14 protein-coding genes and 1 pseudogene are annotated in these 21,069 nt (G+C 63.0%); 12 read left to right on the forward strand and 3 right to left on the reverse strand.

Annotation, left to right across the window (positions count from 1 at the left end; genetic code table 11):
- Window positions 1-143: 143 nt before the first annotated feature.
- Both ABIA45_RS20945 and ABIA45_RS20950 read left to right on the forward strand, forming a co-directional pair.
- Window positions 144-1,280 (forward strand): alpha/beta hydrolase family protein, encoded by a 1,137-nt coding sequence (locus ABIA45_RS20945; protein WP_404653444.1) that lies wholly within the window; start codon window positions 144-146, stop codon window positions 1,278-1,280.
- Window positions 1,281-1,332: 52 nt separating this feature from the next.
- Window positions 1,333-2,091 carry a transglycosylase SLT domain-containing protein gene (locus tag ABIA45_RS20950; RefSeq protein WP_404653446.1) on the forward strand — a complete coding sequence of 253 codons (759 nt, stop codon included), beginning with the start codon at window positions 1,333-1,335 and terminating at the stop codon, window positions 2,089-2,091.
- Window positions 2,092-2,158: 67 nt separating this feature from the next.
- Here ABIA45_RS20950 and ABIA45_RS20955 read toward each other — a convergent pair.
- A pseudogene (locus ABIA45_RS20955) lies at window positions 2,159-2,952 on the reverse strand (response regulator).
- A 245-nt stretch (window positions 2,953-3,197) separates the two neighbouring features.
- On the opposite strand from ABIA45_RS20955, the gene ABIA45_RS20960 reads away from it, so the two are divergent.
- Entirely contained in the window at window positions 3,198-4,046 is an 849-nt protein-coding gene (locus tag ABIA45_RS20960) for an MBL fold metallo-hydrolase (protein ID WP_404543470.1), read from the forward strand.
- Window positions 4,047-4,108: 62 nt separating this feature from the next.
- Here the strand turns inward: ABIA45_RS20960 and ABIA45_RS20965 are convergent, their stop codons facing one another.
- On the reverse strand, window positions 4,109-4,996 hold the full coding sequence (locus tag ABIA45_RS20965) for an aldose 1-epimerase family protein (RefSeq protein ID WP_404653448.1): 888 nt from the start codon (window positions 4,994-4,996) through the stop codon (window positions 4,109-4,111).
- A gap of 181 nt (window positions 4,997-5,177) precedes the next feature.
- Here ABIA45_RS20965 and ABIA45_RS20970 point away from each other — a divergent pair, with 181 nt between their 5' ends.
- From ABIA45_RS20970 to ABIA45_RS21000, 7 genes are all read left to right on the forward strand, one after another.
- Complete coding sequence (locus ABIA45_RS20970; RefSeq protein WP_404546335.1) at window positions 5,178-6,281, forward strand: glycosyltransferase family 4 protein; 1,104 nt, start codon at window positions 5,178-5,180, stop codon at window positions 6,279-6,281.
- Between the two features lie 253 nt (window positions 6,282-6,534).
- Entirely contained in the window at window positions 6,535-7,674 is a 1,140-nt protein-coding gene (locus ABIA45_RS20975) for a glycosyltransferase (RefSeq protein ID WP_128262957.1), read from the forward strand.
- Window positions 7,674-9,014, forward strand: a complete 1,341-nt coding sequence (locus ABIA45_RS20980; RefSeq protein ID WP_404653450.1) for a hypothetical protein — start codon at window positions 7,674-7,676, stop codon at window positions 9,012-9,014. Before ABIA45_RS20975 ends, ABIA45_RS20980 begins: the two co-directional genes overlap by 1 nt.
- Window positions 9,015-9,044: 30 nt before the next feature.
- Window positions 9,045-10,313, forward strand: a complete 1,269-nt coding sequence (locus tag ABIA45_RS20985) for a glycosyltransferase family 4 protein (RefSeq protein ID WP_404653451.1) — start codon at window positions 9,045-9,047, stop codon at window positions 10,311-10,313.
- Window positions 10,310-11,701 carry a hypothetical protein gene (locus ABIA45_RS20990; protein WP_404543478.1) on the forward strand — a complete coding sequence of 464 codons (1,392 nt, stop codon included), beginning with the start codon at window positions 10,310-10,312 and terminating at the stop codon, window positions 11,699-11,701. The genes ABIA45_RS20985 and ABIA45_RS20990 overlap by 4 nt, the downstream gene beginning before the upstream one ends.
- Window positions 11,702-12,233: 532 nt before the next feature.
- Window positions 12,234-16,142, forward strand: a complete 3,909-nt coding sequence (locus ABIA45_RS20995) for an RHS repeat protein (RefSeq protein ID WP_404653452.1) — start codon at window positions 12,234-12,236, stop codon at window positions 16,140-16,142.
- A gap of 224 nt (window positions 16,143-16,366) precedes the next feature.
- On the forward strand, window positions 16,367-17,491 hold the full coding sequence (locus ABIA45_RS21000; protein ID WP_404653454.1) for an acyltransferase family protein: 1,125 nt from the start codon (window positions 16,367-16,369) through the stop codon (window positions 17,489-17,491).
- A 25-nt stretch (window positions 17,492-17,516) separates the two neighbouring features.
- Here ABIA45_RS21000 and ABIA45_RS21005 read toward each other — a convergent pair whose 3' ends face one another.
- Window positions 17,517-18,983 (reverse strand): lipopolysaccharide biosynthesis protein, encoded by a 1,467-nt coding sequence (locus tag ABIA45_RS21005; RefSeq protein WP_404653455.1) that lies wholly within the window; start codon window positions 18,981-18,983, stop codon window positions 17,517-17,519.
- Window positions 18,984-19,107: 124 nt separating this feature from the next.
- Between ABIA45_RS21005 and ABIA45_RS21010 the strand changes: the two genes are divergently transcribed.
- Window positions 19,108-19,941, forward strand: coding sequence for a polysaccharide pyruvyl transferase family protein (locus ABIA45_RS21010; RefSeq protein ID WP_271538494.1), 834 nt, complete (start codon window positions 19,108-19,110; stop codon window positions 19,939-19,941).
- Window position 19,942: 1 nt separating this feature from the next.
- Complete coding sequence (locus tag ABIA45_RS21015; protein WP_157286758.1) at window positions 19,943-21,058, forward strand: glycosyltransferase family 4 protein; 1,116 nt, start codon at window positions 19,943-19,945, stop codon at window positions 21,056-21,058.
- Window positions 21,059-21,069 lie beyond the last annotated feature (11 nt).

Raw genomic sequence — 21,069 nt, forward strand, 5'->3', positions numbered from 1 at the left:
TGAGTGCGGGACACCATAGCATCGGCCAAGCCCCCGCCAAGAGCACAACACGCGCGAGCGGGAAGGCGTTCCTTGAGGGCGCTGCAGTCCCGATGAGCGGCCTTCGTGCTATGCTCGGCAGCACCGCCCTTTCGAATCGTCTCATGATCCCTTCGCGCAAGCTGCTCGTGCTGATCGCCGGCCTCGCCCTGGCCGGTGCACCGGCGCGCGCCGCGGAGTTCTACACCGAGAACCTGCGCATCCCGATGGCGGAGGCCGGACCGCAGGGGCTGGAGGCCTTTCTGGTCCGACCAGTCGGGACCAAGCGCTATCCGCTGGCGCTGCTCAGCCACGGATCGCCGCGCAAGTTCGAGGACCGCGCGACCATGTCGGCGCACAGATATTACGGCATCGCGCTGGAATACGCCCGGCGCGGCTTTGCGGCGCTGGTGGTGATGCGGCGCGGCTACGGCACCTCGCCGGGCGGGCGCGTCGACAGCGTCGGCAGTTGCGCAAGGGCCGCGTACCTGCCGGCGGCCGCCGTCGCGGTTGCCGATCTGCGCACCGCGATCGATGCGATGGCGCACCGGGCCGACGTGACGACATCGGGCATGATCGCGGCCGGCCATTCCGCAGGCGGCCTTGCAACGGTGGCGCTGAGCGCACAGGCGCCGGCGGGCCTCGTCGCCGCGATCAATTTTGCCGGCGGCCGCGGCTCGCGCAACGACGACGATGTCTGCAATCCGGATGGGCTGGTGCAGGCCTTCGCCACCTTCGGCAAGACCTCGCGCGTGCCCATGCTGTGGGTCTATGCCAGCAACGATTCCTATTTCGGTCCCGATCTCGCGCGCCGGCTTCATGACGGGTTTCGCGCCGGCGGCGGCAATGCGAGCTTCGTGGGGGCACCGGCTTACGGCGAAGACGGGCATTATCTCTATTCGGTCGCGGGCCGGCCGCAATGGACGCCGTATCTCGACGCCTTCCTGCGCGAGCGCGGGCTCGGCCATGACCTCCTGAGCCTGCCCGATCCGCTGCCGCCGCCACGCCAGCTCAACGAGGCCGCGCGGGCCGAGTTCGCGCGCTATCTCGCCAGCCTGCTGCCGCACAAGGCTTTTGCGGTATCGCCGAACGGCGGCTACGGCTGGCGCAGCGGCCGTGCGACGACCGAGGAGGCCCGGCGCGACTCGCTGGCAGCCTGCATGAAATGGTCGCCCAGCTGCACGCTCTATGCGGTCGATGACCAGCTGGCGGAGCCGTCGCAGGCCAGTTCCACCGACCAGAGCGCCCGCGCGCGACCGTGACGCACACACGCCTGAGGCCGGTTTGTTAACTCCGGCGCTCTATGACAAGCCCATGCTGCGGGATCGGGCACGCTTCATTCTCGGCGCGACGTGGAAGCACGTCGCGGTCGTCCTGCTCGTGTCGACTCCGATCGGCGCACATGCGGCCGACGGCAGCAGCGAGCTCGGCGCCGGCGAAACGCCGTCGTCGCGGGCCACGATCCGGAAGATCATCGAGAGGGAAACCAAGAACACCAATCTGCCGGCCGATATCGCCGAGGCGGTCGTCTTCGTCGAAAGCGGCTACAACCCGGCGGTCATCGGCAGCGCGGGCGAAATCGGCCTGATGCAGGTGCGCCCCGAGACCGCGGCGATGCTGGGCTTCCGCGGCAGCAACGCGGAGCTGGCAGAGCCTGATATCAACATCCATTACGGGGTGCTCTATCTCAGCGAGGCCTGGCGGCTTTCGGGCGGGGATCTCTGCCGCGCCCTGATGAAATACCGGGCGGGTCATGGCGAAGAGGAGATGACCGCGCGGTCGCAGGTCTATTGCAACCGGGCCCGCAACCGGCTTGTCGCGATGAGCGCGATGCCGGAACGGCCCGAAGCTGCGGCTGCGCCGGATCCGGCGCCCGCGATTGCGGCTGCGGCTGCGGCGCCCGTGAAACCGGCGAGCCGCCCGAAAATCCCGGTGCAGCCCAAGGCGGTCTATGCCCGTTATCGTCAAGGCACCGCGGCCGCCAGCCGCGCCTATTGGGCCGCCCATGAGGCCAGGGTCGGCCAGATCAAGGCGCGCATCGAAGCACGTTGGAAGCGCGTCGCGTCGCGCTGACGGCGATGTCCTATTGTCTGAGCATGATCTTGCCGGAAAACCGCTGCACGCTTTTCCGGATCATGCGCTACAGCCGCTCGCTGAGCGCGAGCTTGTAGCCGACGCCGGTGACGGTCGCGATCACGGGCGTGCCGCTGCCGACGCGCTTGCGGCGCAGCCGCGCCACCAGCGCATCGACGGTGCGGATGTCGACCTCGGCCTGGCGGTTGCTGACCACCTCGATCAGATAGTCGCGGCTGAGCGGCCTGCCGTCGGCGCCGACGAGCGCCGCCAGCAGGTCGAATTCGACGCGCGTCAGCGCAACCGGCTTGCCGTCGTTTCCGAGCAATTCGCGCCGGGTCAGGTCGATGATCCAGTCGCCGAACGCGATCGAATTGTGGCTGCGCGCCGCCTTGCAGTCGATCGAACGACGCCGCAGCACGCTGCGCGCACGCGCGAGCAGATCGCGCAGGTTGATCGGCTTGGTGACGTAATGGTCGCCGGCGACGTCGAGGCCGAGGATGCGGTCGACGTCGGTGTCGCGCCGCGTCACGAAGATGATGCCCGCGTTGCTGGTGGCCTGGATCTCCTTGGCGAGCTTGAAGCCGTCCCCGTCAGGCAGTTGCACGTCGAGGAAGACGAGATCGGTGCGCGCGCAGCGCCTGACGGCACTCCGTGCAGGTGCCGGCGCCGACCACGTCGAAATTGTTGTCGCTGAAATAGTCGACCAGCATGGTCCGCGTGACCGGATCGTCCTCGACGACGATCAGCCGCTCGCGGCCGACCGGAAGCTACCGCCGTCCTGGCGGTCCCATGTGCCTGCGTCCCGACCTGCAGATTCAAGTCGCCGCGCAACGCGCCGTCATGTGAACGGACATTCACAGCCTGTTCGAGCCCCCGAAATTGCCTGCCGCGATACTAGGCGCGTTGTGATGCGCAAACAATATTGGTCATGCTCTTGGCACATTAAGTATGAATTGGCCCACAATTCTCATTCCGCGCACCGTCGCGCCGACAGCCTCTCGATTCGGAACATCAGCTCGTACTTCGAGCGGCCGCCTGCGGCTTGCTCCCCTGTGAGCTTCGCATCTACTGTGCCTCCAAAAGCCTGCACTCGGAGGTGGCGCATGGAGGTCATACTGCTCGGCACCGGCGGCCCGCGCCCGGACCCGCGCCGCATGGCGACGACCACGCTGATAAGGCTTGGCGAGGAGAACATCCTGTTCGACGCCGGTCGTGGCGTCATGGTGCAGCTTCACAAGGCGGGCGTGCCGCTCGGCGCCATCAACACGGTCTTCCTCACCCATCACCATTTCGATCACATCGGTGATCTCTACGATGTGATGTTGAATTCGTGGATGCACGGGCGCAAGGACGCGTTGCGCGTCTACGGGCCGCCCGAGACCGAACGCCTCGTCAACACGCTGGTCACGCAGGTCTACGACAAGGACATCGCCTGGCGCGACCAGGGCGAGCCGACCTTCGGCGGCTGGAAGCCCGTCGCCGCAACGGACATCATTCCAGGCCCCGTGGTCGACACCGGTCGCTGGAAGATCAGTGCCGAACTGGTCTCGCATGGCGACGGCCTCGACATGTCGCCGGCCTTTCTGGCGCGCTGGATGTGTCTCGGCTATCGCTTCGAAGCGGAAGGCAAGGTCATTGCTATTTCCGGCGACACCGTCCCCTGCCCCGGGCTCGAGCGGCTGGCCGAGGGAGCCGACCTGCTGGTGCAGTGCTGCTTCCTCGCCACGCCGGAGATCAACAACGAACATTTGCGCCGGCTCGCGAAATATACGATCGCCTGCGGCGACACCGTCGGGAAGATCGCGGCCAAAGCCGGCGTCAAGAAGCTCGCGCTGACCCATCACCGTCCGCGCACCGACGATGCCATGCTGAACGCATTGCTTGATGACGTCAGGCGGGACTATGCAGGACCCGTCGTGGTCGGCGAGGATCTCACGCGCATCGAGGTCTGAGGATGATCGAAGATCGAAGCACGCGCGCCGCAACAAATCATGCGTGCGGAAGCCGTTCGGCGTCAGGACGATCCGACCTCGATCCGGTAGGATAACTCTTCCTCAGCGCCCGGCGCGATGTGCATCAGTCCCGGCTTGTCGGCGAACTCGCCATGGAAGCCGGCGGGACTTGCGTAGCCGCGCCAGGGCTCGATGCAGAGGAACGGCGCGCCTGACGGTTTCGACCAGACGCCGAGCTCGCGAAATCCGCGCCAGGACATTTTCAGCCATGGCCCGGTCGATGCACCTCCCGCCGCGGCATAGCGGACCGAAGTGCTCTCGATGCGGTCAAGGATGATGGCGTCGTCGACGAACAGGGAGTCCGACAAGGGAAGCGAGGTGCCTTTGACCGGGCTCGGCTCCGCTGCCGGCCGCAGCAATCCACCTTCGAGACGGCGGACCGGAGACGGTTCGGCGCTCGCGAAAGTCAGCGCATGGCTCTCCTTCGCCGCGCCGGGCTGCAGCGGCCAATTGAAGGCGGGATGACCGCCGAGCGAGGCCGGCAACGTCTCCTTGCCGGTGTTGGCGATCGTGAGCGTCAGATCGAGGCCGGACTCATCGAGAGCATAGGCCGCCGTCAGCCGGAACGGGAACGGATAGAGCGCGCGCGTCGTCTCATTGTCCTCGAGCACCAGGGTGCAACGGCTCTCGCCGCGTTCTGCCCACGCAAAGCGGCTGTCGCGGGCGAAGCCGTGCTGCGTCATCCGATACGTCTTGCCCTGATGCCGCAATTCGTCGTTGGCAAGGCGCCCGACGATCGGAAACAGCAGCGGCGCGTGACGCGGCCATTCCGGCCCCGCCTGCCAAAGGAATTCGGTGCCGCCGCCCTTCAGCGAGCAGAGCTCGGCGCCGTGCGCCTTGACGGTCGCGGTGAGCGAGCCGCAGCGGAAGGAGTGGGTGTCATCGGTCATGGCCGACCTCTACACCCCGGCCTGGCACGCAGCAAGGCGACGCCGGGCCATGCAGGCGGCGCCTCCGAGCCATGCCCGGCTGCGTCATATTTCTGTACCTAACGATTGCTCACGTGCGGCTCCTCCACCGCGAGCTCCCCGCGAACCCGGCCGGAACTCCATGAACCATCGTGGTCCTCAATTGAAATTCTTCATCAACGGCCGCTTTCTGTCGCAAAAGCTCACGGGCGTGCAGCGCTATGCCGCTGAAATGGTCAAGGCAATCGACGTGCTGCTCGCGTCGGAGCAGATTCCGGCCTCGCTGCGCAACGCAGACTGGCAATTGTTGAAGCCCGCGGATGCAAGCGAGGAACTTAATCTCGACCGGATCAAGATTCGCGCTGTCGGCCGGTTGCATGGGCACGCGTGGGATCAAATCGATCTCGCCCGCGCTGCCGCCGGAGGCCGCTTGATCAGCCTGGCCAATTCCGGGCCTGTCTTCCATCGCGACCATATTGTCGTGCTTCACGACGCCCAGGTCTTTCGCAGGCCCGACTTCTTCAATTGGCGCTATCTGACCGTCCATCGCACGATGGGCCGGATGCTCGCGCGGCACGCAAGCATCGCAACGGTGTCGGGATTTTCCCGCAAGGAGCTTGCGGACGTGCTGAATCTCTCGGCATCGCGCATTCCCGTCTTCCCCAACAGCGCCGAGCACTTTGCAGCCACGAAGCCCGATCCCAGCATCCTGGCCCGACTTGGCGTTCAGCCGCAGAAGTTCTTCCTCTTCGTGGGCTCGAAAACCAAGAACAAGAATCTGTCCGTCGCGATCCGCGCCATCCAGCTGCTCGACCGGGCCGACGTTCCCCTGGTCATTGTCGGCGGCGATAACAGCAAGGTCTTTCAGGATAATTCGGGCGAAGGGGCTTCCGGCCTGGTGCTGGCCGGCCGTCTGACCGACAGCGAGATTGCCGCGCTCTATGCGCACGCATCGGCCTTCGTGTTTCCCTCGCTCTACGAGGGGTTCGGCGTGCCGCCGCTCGAAGCCATGATCTTCGGCTGCCCGGTGATCGCCTCGAGGGCCGACGCCGTCGTGGAGACGTGCGGCGACGCGGCTGCGTATTTTGACGCCACTGATGCCGATGCGCTGAAGCAGCTCATGCTCGAAAGATTGGCAATCGGCGCGATCTCGGACCAGGAACGCCGGCGGCAACAGGATCGCCTTGCACTCTATTCGTGGAAGAAATCGGCGAAGACGTTGCTCGATCACCTCGCAGTGCCGGCGAACGTCGCCAGCGCTGCGTGAAACGAGGCGCGGTTCGCCTATCGCGCGCAACGGTTCTTGCACAAACGGTTTGCAACTCGCAGCTCTTTGCCTGGTTCCATGATTCTTTTTCTTCGTTCTTGCGGTGATCGCAAGCACGAGTGCCTTGGCGCAACATCACCACATCGCTGCCCCAATATCGCTACGTATTCGAGGAACTGTGTTTCGCACTAGCGAACACAGAACAGGGATACAGATGTCCGGCTCTCCAACGCGGCCCTACGCAAGGCAAACGATGAAAGTGCTGCACATCGCCGAAACAATCCGTGGCGGGATCGCGAGCTATCTGAACGAGTTGCATCCTCAGCAGCAGGCCAGCTTCGGTGCCGAGAACGTGCACTATGTTGTACCGTCGGATCATCGGGGCGACCTCGGTGCGATCGATGACAACCAGATTACAACATTCGAACGATCCGGCCGCAGCGTCGCCGGCCTATTCCAGATGCTGCGTGCCAGCATGCAAGCGCTGGATGCCTTCAGACCGGACGTGGTGCACCTGCATTCTTCCTTTGCAGGGCTCGTGCTCCGGCCCGCGCTCGCAGCCCGCTCGGGCGGACCGCGCGTCGTCTATTGTCCGCACGGCTGGGCATTTTCGCGCGACACCGGCCGCTTCAGTCATAAGCTGACGAAGACCGCGGAGAACCTGCTTGCGCGCACCTCGGACCGAATCATCTGCATCTCCGGCGACGAGTATAGCGAGGCGGTGCGCGCGGGAATTCCTGCCGACCGCCTCACCGTGGTCCACAACGGCATCTCGAAGAGCCGCACGCCGCAGCCCGTCGCGGCTGACTGGACCTCGAAGAAGGTCAAGGTGCTGTTCATCGGACGCCTGGACCGGCAGAAGGGGTTCGATCTGCTGATCGAAGCGGCACGCGCGCTCGAGGATGTGCTGGACGTCCGCATGATCGGCGCCTCCGTGGTCAACAAGTACGAAGGTCCGACCGTCCCGTCCAACGTGTCCCTGTTGGGCTGGCTCGACCGCCCGACCATCGAGACCCAGCTCGAGGCCGCCGACCTCGTCGTGATTCCGTCACGTTGGGAAGCCTTTGGCCTCGTTGCGCTCGAAGCGATGCGGGCGGCCAAGCCCATCCTTGCGTTCCGTAGCGGAGCTTTGCCCGAGATCGTCGTCGATGGCGTGACCGGCGTGCTTTGCGAACCCGTCGCGGTCCAGCCGCTCGTGGATGGTTTCCGGCGCGCACTCGATCTCGATCTCAAGGTGCTGGGGCAGCGCGGCTACGACCGGTTCAAGCAGCTCTATGACGTCGAGAAGACGCATGCGCAATTGCAGCAGGTCTATGTCGAGCTGCTTCAGGACGACCAGACGCCCGTCGAAGCGAAGGCGGCGCTGCAGTCGGATCTCTCCAAGAATTTCTGATGGCTGCACCGCTCCCACGCACCTTGGTTCGCGACAGTCTCCGCCTCGCGAGCCTCATCGCATCCATTCTCCTTCCGGTCTCGGTCTGCGCACAGCAGGCGCAACCGCTCGATGCCCGATTCCTGCTCGGGGTCGGCACGCATCAGGGGCTGGGCGGCCCGGTGAGCGCGCGCGGATACGTGCCTTCGGAAAACGTCGCCCAGATCAAGCAACTCGGTCTCAATTCCTTTCGCGATGATTTTCCCTGGTCCGAGTTCGAGGTTGGGGGACGCCGGATGGGCTTCACACCCCGACTGGGCAGGCTCGAAGCGCAGGTCAAGGCCGGCGTCGCGCGCCCTCTCCTGATCCTCGCCTTCGGCCATCATCTCGTTCCGAATTCCTCGCCACCGACGACCGACGAGGCGCGGCAGCGATTCGCCGATTATGCGGCGGCGGCGGCGCAATCGGTGGTGGCGCAGCATCCGCTGTTCGAGCTCTGGAACGAATGGAACCTGGCGGCGAAGAAAGATCCTGCGTTCTCGCCGGAAAACTATCGGGCGCTTGCCGAGGTCACGCGGCCGGTTGTCAAGCGGGTGGCGCCAAATGCGCCGTTTTTGGTCGGCGCGCTCGGCGACGATCTGGGCTGGACATGGACCGAGAGGATGCTGCGGACGGGCATTCTGCAGTATGCCGACGGCGCATCGATCCATCTCTACAATTTCTGCATGGGCCCGAGCAAACGCACCTCGGCCGAAATCATAGAGCGGCTCACGGCGTTTCACCGCCTGGTCGGCCAGGCCAGCGGAAACCCCGATTTTCCGATCTATGTCACCGAGACCGGGTGGACCACGGCTGCCACCAATAAATGCGGCGTCAGCGAACAAGCCCAGTCCGACAATACGGCACAGCTCATCTTGTGGGCATCGACCGCGGCGCGCTGGCTCAAAGGAATGTGGTTCTACGAACTCAAGGACAGTGGAAAGGACGCATCGGACCTGGAGCACAATTTCGGGCTCTACCGTTTCGACAATTCGCCGAAGCCCGTCGCCTGCGCGGTTCAGGGCGCCTGGGCTTTCATCCGCTCCAGCCTGAGCGCCGAGAAGCGCGAGCTCGCCACCGGCGTCGTGTCGATCAATGCAACGACGACGTCCGGCGCCAGAGTTGCGGTGTGGTCCGAGACTCCCGAGCGGCGTTACGAGGTCCGGATCAAGGGCGATCAGGACGGCGCAACCTTTGCGATGCCGTGCGACTCGGCCGCAAGACCTGCGTCCGGTGCCTGGATTCCGGTTTCGACCACGCCGGTCCTCATTGCAGCGAGCAACGGTGCCATGCCCGCTTTGGAGATAAGGCCGGCGCGGTAAGCGCGATTTTGCAAAACATGAGGTTCAGTGATGAAAGTTCTTTTGACGTCCACGCTTTATCCGACGCCTCAGGCCCCTAAGATCGTCGGCGGTGCAGAGATCTTCGCACGGCGCTTCGCCGAAGGCCTGGTGCAACGCGGAGACGAGGTCGAGGTGATCCGGGCCGCATCGTCTCCTGGGCAGGAGCGCGAAAGCTGCAACGGCATCAACGTCTATTCCGCGCCGGTCCAGAACATCTACCGGCCCTTCACGGAGCAGAAGAACGCCGTCTTGCGCAGCATCTGGCATGCGGTCGACGACTGGCAGATGCAGGCGCCGCTGATCGCGGAACGCATCCGGGCCTTCAAGCCGGACGTGCTGCACTCTAACAATCTGTCCGGTCTGACCACCGCGATCTGGCGCGTTGCCGCCCAGCTCGGCGTGCCGGTGCTGCACACGCTTCACGACTATTATCTGACCTGTCCGCGCTGCTCGCGCTTCGACAAGCGACGCTCCTGCGAGCACACCTGCACGAGCTGCAGCATCCTGACCTTCCATCGCAAGCGGGCGACGCATTGGCTCAGCGCCGTGGTCGGCGTGAGCGAGCGCGTGCTGTCTATTCATACCGACATGGGCATGTTCGCGGAGACGCCGATCCGCACCGTGATCCGCAACGCCTCGACCGAGCCGCCGCGCGAGCCCTACCCTCGCCCGGTCTGCACCACGGAAGTGACGTTCGGGTTCATCGGCCGGCTCACTGAGGAGAAGGGCATCGACAATCTGATGCGGGCACTTGCTATGCTGCCCCGGGATCGCATCCGGATGCTGATCGCCGGTCGCGTCAGCGACGAGGAACAACGGCGCCTCAGGGCGCTCGCGCCGGATGCGCGTATCGAGTTCATGGGATTCGTGGTGCCGGACGATTTCTACAAGCAGGTCGACGTGGTGATTGCCCCCTCGATCTGGCACGACCCTGGTCCGCTCGTCGTCGCCGACGCCAAGGCGGCCGGCAGGCCGCTGCTCGGAACGCGCTTTGGCGGCATGCCCGAAGTGATCGAGCATGGCGTGACCGGCTGGCTGACTGAAGCCGATCCTCGATCCCTGGCCGACAGCATGCTCGCAGTCGCCTCCGATCCGCACAAGATCGACGAGATCAGCCGGCGCCTCATTGCGGATACCAACAAATGGATATTTGCCGACGTGCTGTCGTCATACAAGAATCTGTATGAACAATTGCGCGAGCAGCGAATGTCGCGCGTGCGCGCAGCAACGACTGAAGCGCCGCGGGCCGTCGGCAAGGAGCGCCTCATTCCGAGATGACACGCCTCTTCGCGATGGCGGGCTACCTCTATCAGAGCGCCGCGGCGATCATCCTGATCTTCGCGATCAGTCATCTGTTGCCCGCCGCCGACTACACCAATTTCTCGCTGGCACTGGCCTCGAGCCAATTGCTCTGCGTCCTGATGTTCGAGTGGCTGCAGCTCGCCGGATTGCGTTTCCTGGCAGCAGCCGGGGAGAACGAGGCGGCGCGGCTGAGGTGGTCGCTCTTTGCCGCGGGCCTGTCGAGCGCGGGCGCGCTCGTCGTGGTCGGCGCCTGCGCATCTCTGGCCAGCGTGCTCCCGGCCGGGATCATCGCGCTGGGCCTCGGCATCTCCGTGCTTCAGGGCCTGACCGACCTCTATTTGCTGTCGGTCCGCCTGTCCGACCGGCTGGGTGTCGCCTCCTCTCTCCTGGCGTTTCGCGCTACCGCCCTTCTGACCGGAGCCGCCGCGGGTGCGGCGATTTGGGGAACGGCGGAAGCGGCGCTGCTCGGCGTCAGTGCGGGCCACGCCCTGGGCCTGCTCGCGGGGCTGGTGGCCTATCGCACCCCCCTGGAGCGCGTTCCGCTGCGGACGATGCTGGCCGACTGGAAGGATTTCTCCCGCTACGGCATGCTGGCGGCGGGTGCGTCCGTCATCCATCTCTCGGTGCCGGTGCTGCTCCGCTTCATCATCATCGGCCGGCTGGGCGCGACGGGCGCCGGCGCCGGATTTTCGATCGCGCTCGACCTGCTGCAACGCCCGTTCTGGGTCCTCAATGCAGCGATCCACACCGTGAGCTATCCCGATGTCGTGAAGGATTTCGAGCACGGAACCGTCATGAAGTCGGTGCAATCGACGCGGCGGATGTTCGAGTTCATGGTCTGCACGACCCTCGTGCTGCTCGGCGGTCTCGTCGGCTTCATTCCGGATGCAGCCCGTATCCTGGTGCCGCGGGAGAGCCTTGATGGCTTCCTGACGACGGCACCTGTTGTGGCCGTCTTCTATTTCCTGCACACGCATCTCCAGGCGACCGTCGCGGTCGTTCCGCACCTGGAGAAGCTCGCAACGAGGCTCGTGATCGTCGCGGCCGGCCAGCTCGCGATCGTCGCTGCCGTTGCGCTGGCCGCGGCATGGGCCGGCCTGTCGCCGCAACAGGCGGTCGGCTGCGCTTGCCTCGCCACGCTCGCGACGATCGTGGTTGCGCTCGGTCCGACCCTGCGGTTCGAGGCATTCCCGCGCTGGTCACTGGTCGCGCAGGCGGTGGTGGCCGCCGTCCTGATCGGATCACTCGGCGCGATGCCGACCGAGCCCGCGACATGGCTTGCCGGCAAGATCTTGATCGCCGGAATCGCGACAGCCGTTATCGGTTGGCGCGGAGATTTTCTGATGTTGGCCCGCCGCGACTAATTCGCCGCACCGGCATGGATCGGAACGCAGCGTGCGAGCAACTGAGCCGTTGGGCCACCGCGCTGATTCAGTTCCTGGACGGAACCATTGCGCCTCCCCGGTCCAACCAAATGGCAGTATCCGGGAAAATACGGACGCAACCAACGCGATAGAATCTGTCAAATTACTCGCCCGTGAAAATGGCATCTGCCGACTCCCTGTGCAATCCGATGACGCAGACGAAGAGTCGCACCCCAGCGCCGCGTTCGTATGACACGCTCTCAAGCCGAAGCATTGGATCGAACTCGCACCGCCTGCGCATATATTTAGCAGCGTGAATCGTGGAAATCTTGAAAGCGCCTTTCTCACGCCATCCTGCACGGGCATCGCATCAGCATTCTGCTGCAACACGAGTCGAGCTGTTCCTGCGCAAGGAACCGCATTTCACTCGCGATTTGTAGCTTCGATTTTTATCTGAAATTCACACTCGACAGAGAAGCTTCGACGCAAATCCCTGCGAGCAATTTCGTTCGCGCTCAAACTCGAGTTTGCAATGTCTGATCAAACCATCCTGTCCGCCAGCGGCTTCATCAACTCCATCGGCGTCAATACGCACGCCGGTTTCGGATGGACCGGCTACAACAACCTCGCGCTGATGGCCGACAGCCTCGAATATATCGGCGTCACCCATCTCCGCGACGCGATGGGGACGAGCCCCGCTGCGCAACCGGTGGTCGAGGGCCTCGCCGCGGCCGGTTACAAGTTCGACTTCTTGGTCTCCTCCGCCCTGCCGCAGACGGGGACGGCCGGACTTCAGAAGTACATCGCCTCGCTCGAGAAGTTCGCGGCGACCCACGCGGGCAGCATCATCGCCATCGAGGGTCTCAACGAGGCCAATCACCAGCCCTTCAGCTACAATGGCAGCTCCAGCCTCTCGGCCGCGGCTCAGTTCCAGAGCGCGCTCTATCAGGCCGTCAATTCCAACGCGGCGCTCGCCAGCATCCCCGTCTACAATCTGTCATTGGCCTACAACGATCCGCAAGGCTACAGCCAGCTCGGCAACATGTCGGGCTCGGTCGACTATGCCAACGCCCACGCCTATGTCAGCACCGGCCTCAATCCGAGCAACTCCATTGCGGCGACGCTGAGCGCCGTCATGGGCGCGGCACCGGGAAAGCCCGTCGTCATCACGGAAACCGGTTATACCACGCAAAACAATACCCAGTATCTCGGCGTCAACGAGACGGTGCAGGCCAAATCGATCCTGAACACGCTGGTCGTCGCCTACAAGGCCGGCGCGAGCGCGACTTACCTCTACGAGCTGTTCGACCGCGACTCGTCTGCCGCCAACACCAATCCCGAAGCCAATTTCGGCCTGTTCAACTCCGACGGCACGCCCAAGCTCGCCGCGACGGCGATTCACAACCTGACGACCATTCTGGCCGACGACGGCAAGGGCGGCCTGCAGCCGACTGACCCATTGAACTACACGCTGAGCAACATGCCGGCCACCGGCAACAGCATGGTGCTCGGCAAGAGCAATGGCGCCTACGAACTCGTCGTCTGGGCCGAGCCGAAGCTCTGGAACGATGCCACCGATACCGAGCTGTCCAATGCGGCCCAGACGGTGACGGTGAACCTCGGCGCCGTCCATCATACCGTGAAGGTGTACGACACGCTGACCGGCACCACAGCGATCGCCAGCTACACCGACGTCAGCACCATCACCATTCCGGTCAGCGATCACCCGGTGATCATCGAGATCGACGCGCCCCCGACTACGCCGCCCGCCCCGGACACAAGGACCAGCGTCACCGGAACGGCTGCGGAGATCGTGCCGCAACTGTCCGATCTGAGCGACTCGACGGCGCTGCAGACAATCACCCTGACCGACTCCCACGTCCTGCAGGTCGCCTCGAAAGCGACCATGGACTACATGATCGCCCATTACGGCAACGCGCTGTCCAAGATCCAGGGCGGATATACGTTCTCGGTAACGAACTCGGCGGCGACCTGGACCAGCACGAAGACTTACGATTCGAGCGGCAAGCTGCTCTCGAAATCCGACACCGGCCTCAATTCAAGCGGACAGCCGACCTCGACCACCATCGTCCACAGCGACGGCTCCAAAGACGTGATCAGCTACACCGGCGGCGTGCAGACGAAATTCGTTCATGTCGGAACCGACGCAACCCGGACAACCGACACCTACAACACGGCCGGCACCCTGCTGAGCGAAGTCGTCCAGAAGTCCGACGGCTATTACTCCACCACGCTCTACACGAACGGCGTGAAGACAGCCGCCTATGTCAAGAACGCGGACCGCTCGCAGGACAACTATACCTACAACATCACGGGCAAGAGCTTCACCACCCAGGTGCAGCACCTCGACGCCTCCGGGAAGGTCACCTCGGTGATCCGCAGCCACGCCGACGGCACGCTGGACTCGACCCAGGTCTACAATAGCGACGGCAGCAGCGTGATCACGCTGTACAGCGCTACGGGAGTGAAACTGATCGAGACCGCCTACCATGCCGATCGCAGCAAGGATGTCTGGACGTACAACATCAAGGGCCAGAACTATACGACCCAGCACGACGTTTACGATTCGACCGGATTCCTCACGACCCTGACGCGCCTGCATGCCGACGGCAGCCTGGCCTTCGAGCTGATGCAGACCGCCGACGGCACCAAGACGACCAACTGGTACAATGCCGCCGGCAGCCTCACCAGCGAGGTGGTCCAAAAGGCCGACGGCTTCACCTCGACAACCCTCTACAGCAACGGCGTCAAGACTAAAGCCTATATCAAGAACGCCGACGGCAGCCTGGACAACTATGCCTTCGGCATCACCGGCCAGAGCTACACCACGCTGATCCAGCACATCGATCCGTCCGGCAAGGTCACGTCCGTCACCCGCAAGCACGCGGATGGCACGCTCGACTATACCCAGGTCGTCAACAACGACGGGAGCAGCGTCGTCACCATCTATGACTCGACGGGAGTACGGACGAAGCAATCCGAGTACCACGCTGATGGCAGCAAGGACGTCTTCCTCTACAACATCACCGGCCAGAACTACACGACCGAACACAATGTCTACGATGCAACCGGCTTCCTCACGACGCTGATCCGGAAGCACGCGGACGGCAGCATGGCGTTCAAGCTGGTGCAGAGCAAGGACGGGACCAAGACGACGGACTGGTACGATGCCAAGGGGGTCCTCACCAGCGAGGTGATCACGAAGGCCGACGGTTACAGCTCGACAACGGTCTATACCAACGGCCTGAAAACTGCGGCCTACATCACCAATGCCGACCTGAGCCAAGACAATTACACCTACAACATCACCGGCCAGAGCTATGCCACGCAGCACCAGCATCTCGATCCGACCGGCAAGACGACGGAGGTGACCCGCTGGCACGCCGACGGCACGCTCGACTATACCCAGGTCGTCGGCAGCGACGGTGGCAGCGTCGTGACCAATTACGACGCTTCAGGCCTCAAGAAGACACAAACCGACTATCACTCCGACGGCTCGAGGGATGTCTATCTCTTCAACGTCGTCGGTCAGAACTACACGAAAGAGCACGATACCTACGATACCACCGGTTTCCTTACGCACATCGTGCGGACCCACGCCGACGACAGCCTGGCATTCACCCTTGTGCAGAGCGCCGACGGCACCAAGACCTCGGGCTGGTATGACGCCAAAGGAATTATCGCCAGCGAGGTGACGACCAAGAGCGACGGCTACAGTTCCACCACGGTCTACACCGGCGGTATCAAGACCGCTGCCTATATCAAGAACGCCGACGGCACGTCGGACAACTGGAACTACAACATCACAGGCCAGTCCTACACGACGCAGCACCAGCACCTCGATGCCTCGGGCAAGATCGTCGAGATCACAAGGACCCACGCCGACGGCACTCTGGACTATACGCAAGTCATCAACAATGACGGCAGCAAGCTGACCGACATCTATAACAGCGCCGGCATCAAGACCCAGGAGATCGCCAGCCACGCCGACGGCTCGAGGGACGTCTTCCTGTTCAACTTCAACGGACAGGCCGGCGTCACGCAGCACGAGAGCTACAACACCGCCAAGGCGCTCGAGTTCATCGATCAGACCAAGTCCGATGGCACCCACAACGTCACGGCCGTCGCCAGCGGCGTGACGATCCAGGGCGGGGCCGGCAATGACGTGTTCTCGGCGGCGCCGAACTCGACGACCATCGCGTACGACCACGGCCAGGACCAGATCCTCAACTTCCAGGCCGGCAGCGGGACGACACACGACACCATCGCGATCTCGAAACTGCTGGCGGAGGACTACAGCCACCTCCAGATCACGCAGTCCGGCACGAACGCGCTCATCACGTTCTCGGCCACCGACTCGATTCTGCTGAAGAACGTCTACGTCTCCAGCCTGACCAGCCACGACTTCGTGTTCGTCTAAGCACGGCGAAATCTGCCCAAACGGGCGCCAACAGCGCTAAGGGAGCCGGGACCGTGCAGGGTCCCGGCTCTGTTCGTTTGTCGCCTGCCTCATCGATGAGCAGAGCTGACTCCCATTCGCAATTGGATAGGCCCCATGAATTCGGGCGGGCCGCCGCGCTTGCGAACTTGCGTCACAATTCGACTCTAGAAGGGAAACGAACCGCGCAAGGACTCCGAGGCCCGATGGAAGCCACTGAAGCAAGACGTTTTGTCGTTCTCGACTTCTACCGCTTCGTCGCCGCGCTCGGGGTCTTCATCTTCCACCTGAAGCTGATCGACAAGGGCATCTCACCGGCCTGGAACGGGTCCTATGGCCTGTTCGTGGACATGTTCTTCATCCTGTCCGGGTTCGTGATCTCCTACTCCTATCCTTCAAGCTCGACAGGCCTGCGCTCCTATGCGCGCTTTCTCGTCAGGCGGATCGCGCGAATCTACCCCTTGCATCTGCTCACCTTGTTGATATTCGCCGTGCTTGCTCTCATCGGCATATCCGGTCCGACCTCGCACGCGAGCTGGACGGATTTCATTCAAAACCTCTTCCTCGTGCAGGCGTGGGGTATCACAGATCATCTCAGCTTCAACTCGCCGGCTTGGTCCATCAGCGCCGAGCTGTTCTGTTACCTATTATTCCCATTGTTCATGCTGCTGGCCGGGAAGATCTCGCCGCTGATGCTCGCGATCATCGTCGCGCTCTCTTACGGCATCCTTGCCCATGCTCACCTGCCGATCTGGCAGGAGCGCTCGCAGATGTACGGGGCAACTTTCGATTTCGGGATTTTACGGGCGCTTCCGAGCTTCCTGAACGGGATTCTCCTGACTGTCCTGTTCAGGCTCTCGAGCGACTATCGCAAGAAGCCGGTCGCATTCGCCGGAATAGCGCTGTTTGCCGTCTCGGTTCTGGTCCTCAACTTCTTTGCGAAGCCCGACCTTGCAATCATACTGTTCTCTCTCGCAATCCTCGTCACAGCCATTGGAGAAAGCGCCTTCGCGCGGTTTCCCGGCTCCGATTGGCTCGGCCGCCTCGGCAACACGTCATATGCCATCTACATGGTGCACGAAGTGCTGTTGATCCTGCTCTTCAAGCCGGCCTGGCACTATTTCGGACTTCAGCCAAGCATGTTTCCGGTGTTTGCATTGGTCTGCTGCATCGTTCTGACCGTCGTTGCCGACGTGACATATCGCTACGTCGAAGATCCCGCTCGAAGATTGATCAACCGGCTTGCGCCTGGCGGGGCAAGATCAGCCCGCGTCCCGAAGCCCGAGCCGCTCGGTCTTGCCGAGGCCAGACAGGCGGCCAACGCAAGCTAGCTGGTGCGTGCAAGCCGAATTCTGGCTAGGTCTTAGACGATCGCCGCACACGACCCCAGACTTCCTGGCATATCCGCACCACGGCCGGCCGGGCGACCGCCATGACAACGGCAAGATAGACCGAAGAACCAAGCAGCACGAGCGCGGCGAGACGCAGCCATGGCGACGCGGCCGGCATGGTTACGGAGGCAGCAACGACTGCGCATGCCATCACCGCGGAGCCCGCAAGTGCGGGCATCAGCGCCGCGGCATAGGGCCTGATGCCGAGCGCCAAGATCCGCATCGAGGCTCCGGCGGACAGTGGATACAGCAACAAGGCGCGAACGACGTAGCCGACAGCGATGGCGATAAGGCCAAATGGCGCAGCGAGGATGAAGATCGTTATGTTCGAAACCGCGTAGATCAGCGTCAGCCAAGTCTGCCAGTGCGGTTTGCCGAATGCCAGAATCACAGAGTGATTGTAGAGGCCGATTGTGGTCAAGAACCCGGTGATCGACATGATCGCGAGCAGAGGGGCGGCCTCGCCCCACTTGGATCCGAAGAAACCGGCGATGAGATCCGGCGCCAGAGCAGCTATGCCCGCGAAAAGCGGGGCCGTCAGCAGTGACGTGTACTTGACGAAGTCGACCAGCGTCGAACGCGATGCTTCCCGGTCATGCTGGAGGCCAGCGATGGTCGAAAAGAACACGCGGTTCAACGCATTCCCGATCACGGTACTCACAGCGTTGACCAGGCGCTTGGCAAGGCTGTAGAAGCCCGCGCCGGCGGCGCCGGTATACCAGGTGACGAAAATCAGATCGGAATTGGCATTGGCAAAGTTCGTGATTCCCGTCAGCGCCACGTAGCGCGCATAGCTCAGGAGATCGATAACAGCCTGCCGGCTGACCCGGAGCCGAGGGCGCCAGGGCGTCAGGATCCAAAGGCTGGCCAGCGAGATCAACGAAGTCGAGACGAGCTGTCCGACCAGCGCAAGGACCCCGTACCCCTGTATCGCCAGCGCGATCCCTACGGCTCCGCCAACCGAGATTGAAGAAAGCGAACGGATGGCGAGGGATCGAAAGAGTTGATTGCGCGTCAGCCAGGCTTCGTGCGTCCGTGACAGGCCTTGCACAGCCACCACGATGCAAAATCCCTTGAGAACGATGGCAATATCCGAAAGACCCGAGAATCGTTCGATGGCGCCGCTCGAGGCGAACAGTGCGAGTGCTGCAAACAAGGAGAGGCCCGCGATGAGCCAAAACGAGGCAGTGTAATCCTCATCCTTCGGATCGGGACGCGCCTGGACGGCAATCGCAATGCTCTCGATCAGGACTGCCCTGCAGAACTCGAGCGCCAGCGCTCCCGTTGCCACGATGCCGAGAATCTGCGGCGACAGCAGCCGCGCCATGATCATGTAGATTGCGAGCGTGAGCGCCTGCCCGACCGCGGAATCGAGCGCCGACCAAATGACGCCCGAAACGATCGAGCGCGGCTTGATAATCTCGTGGCGCAATTGGAAGCCTGTCACAATTCGGGGTTAGGTCGACAACCGTCGATGAGCCATTGGCTGCTATGGTCCAATAGTCGCCTTGTTTACGAGGACACTACGGCAAGAAAGCAGCTACATCCGAGGCAGCATGAATTTTCGAGGCAATCTACGACGGCTGATCAACGAGGTCGGCTGCGACTTTATTCATCAACTGCCCTATCCGCACGTGGACTTGTTCTTCTGGCGTCCCGACGACGGAACGATCAATTTCGGTGATCATCTTTCGATCGTTGTCGTTGACCATCTCTTGCGGCAATTCGGCTATACGCTCGCCGATGAGGTGCCGCGGCAAGCGCGCTTGTTCGCGATCGGCTCCGTGCTCCACTACGCGCGAAATGGCGATGTGATCTGGGGAAGCGGCGTAAACGGACGCCCCGGCCAAGGTGACCTCAACCACCGCGTGCAGAATTTGGACGTGCGAGCGGTGCGCGGCCCCCGTACCCGGGAAGTTCTGCAGCGCCGGGGCATCGCGGTTCCCGAAGTGTTCGGAGATCCGGCGTTGCTACTTCCTCAGCTGTTTCCAAATCGTTTTCGCCCTACTGCCAAGAAGCCGTGGGTGTTTGTTCCGAATTTGCACGATTTGAGTCTCGTCGACCCTGGCGCCGATACGGTGGTCTCACCGCTGGGATCCTGGAACCGGCGAATTGACGCCATTCTCGAAGCTGAACTGGTTCTGGCCAGCTCGCTCCACGGCATCATCGTCGCCGAGGCATTCGGGATACCGGCTCGATACGTACGGCTGAGCAGCGGAGAGGCCGAGTTCAAGTATCATGACTATTATGAGGGCACCGGCCGGTTCGCCGTCGAGTTTGCGACGAGTATTGACGAAGGTCGCGAGATGGGGGGAGCTGCGCGCCTCAACTTTGATCATCGTGCCTTGATGAGTGCATTCCCGATCGACCTCTGGAGCGGAAAGAACTAACATGGCCAAGCGCCTCCGCGTGGCCATCTACGCGCCGCATTTTGCGGAATATTCCTACCGCCTCGCATCGGGATTGGCGCATCATTGCGACGTTCGGCTTGTGCTCAACCGCAAAGACGCGAACCAGCAATGGGAGCTTGCCGATATCGCCGTGACGGCGCCGTTCGAGACACGGATTCGCGACCTCAGTCTGCGGCGCGGCGGCGCAATCGGCATCCCTGCCTCGTTCATCGACATAATTTCCTTCCGCCCGGACGTGATCCATTGTCACGAAGTTCCCGAGATCTACACGTCCAAGCTGATTCAGCTCCTGCGTCCGCTCGGCATTCCCTTGGTACTGACCGTTCACGATGCTATCCCGCACTCGGAGGGCGGCTCCGGCACCTCGCCCCGTGAAGATGCCTGGCGCGGGCGCATGCGTGCGGCCGCCTCGATCGTCACGACGCACGGCGAGAGCTGCATTGCCGATTTTCATCGCGCCTCGCCCGACTTCAAGGGCGAGACGGTTTCCAGCATGCACGGCGTGCTGATGGTTCCGCCGGACAAAAGCTCGTTCACCGAGCCCGAATCCGGACGCATCCTGTTTTTTGGACGGATGTGGGCTTACAAGGGCCTCGACGTCTTCATCGACGCGATCGACATGTTGGCCCAGCGCGGCGTCACGCATGAAGCGATCGTCGCCGGGCGCGGCCCCGAGATGACACGGCTCGGCGCCCGGATGGAGGCAATGCCGACGGTCAAGACCATCAATGCCTACATTTCGCCTGCGGATACCGGACGTCTATTTCAATCTGCTACGGTGGTTGCCTTGCCCTACAAGGATGCATCACAAAGCGGGGTGCTCGCATCCGCCTATGGGAATGCGCGTCCCGTCGTCGCCAGCGCCACCGGTGGCATTCCCGACGTCGTGACGGACGGCGTCAATGGTCTCCTGGTTCCTCCCGGCGATGCCACTGCGCTCGCCGATGCACTCGAGCGCGTGCTGACGTCGAATTCACTCGCCGCAACGTTGGCTGACGGCGCGCGGCAGACCGCGGCCGGCCCTCTGAACTGGGACCACATTGCCGAACGGTTGCTTGGATCCTATCACAGGCTCGCCGGTCGTACCGTGAAGTGAGCGCGACACGC

Origin of the sequence: Bradyrhizobium sp. USDA 336, assembly GCF_044908355.1 — a bacterium.
Lineage (GTDB): Bacteria > Pseudomonadota > Alphaproteobacteria > Rhizobiales > Xanthobacteraceae > Bradyrhizobium > Bradyrhizobium yuanmingense.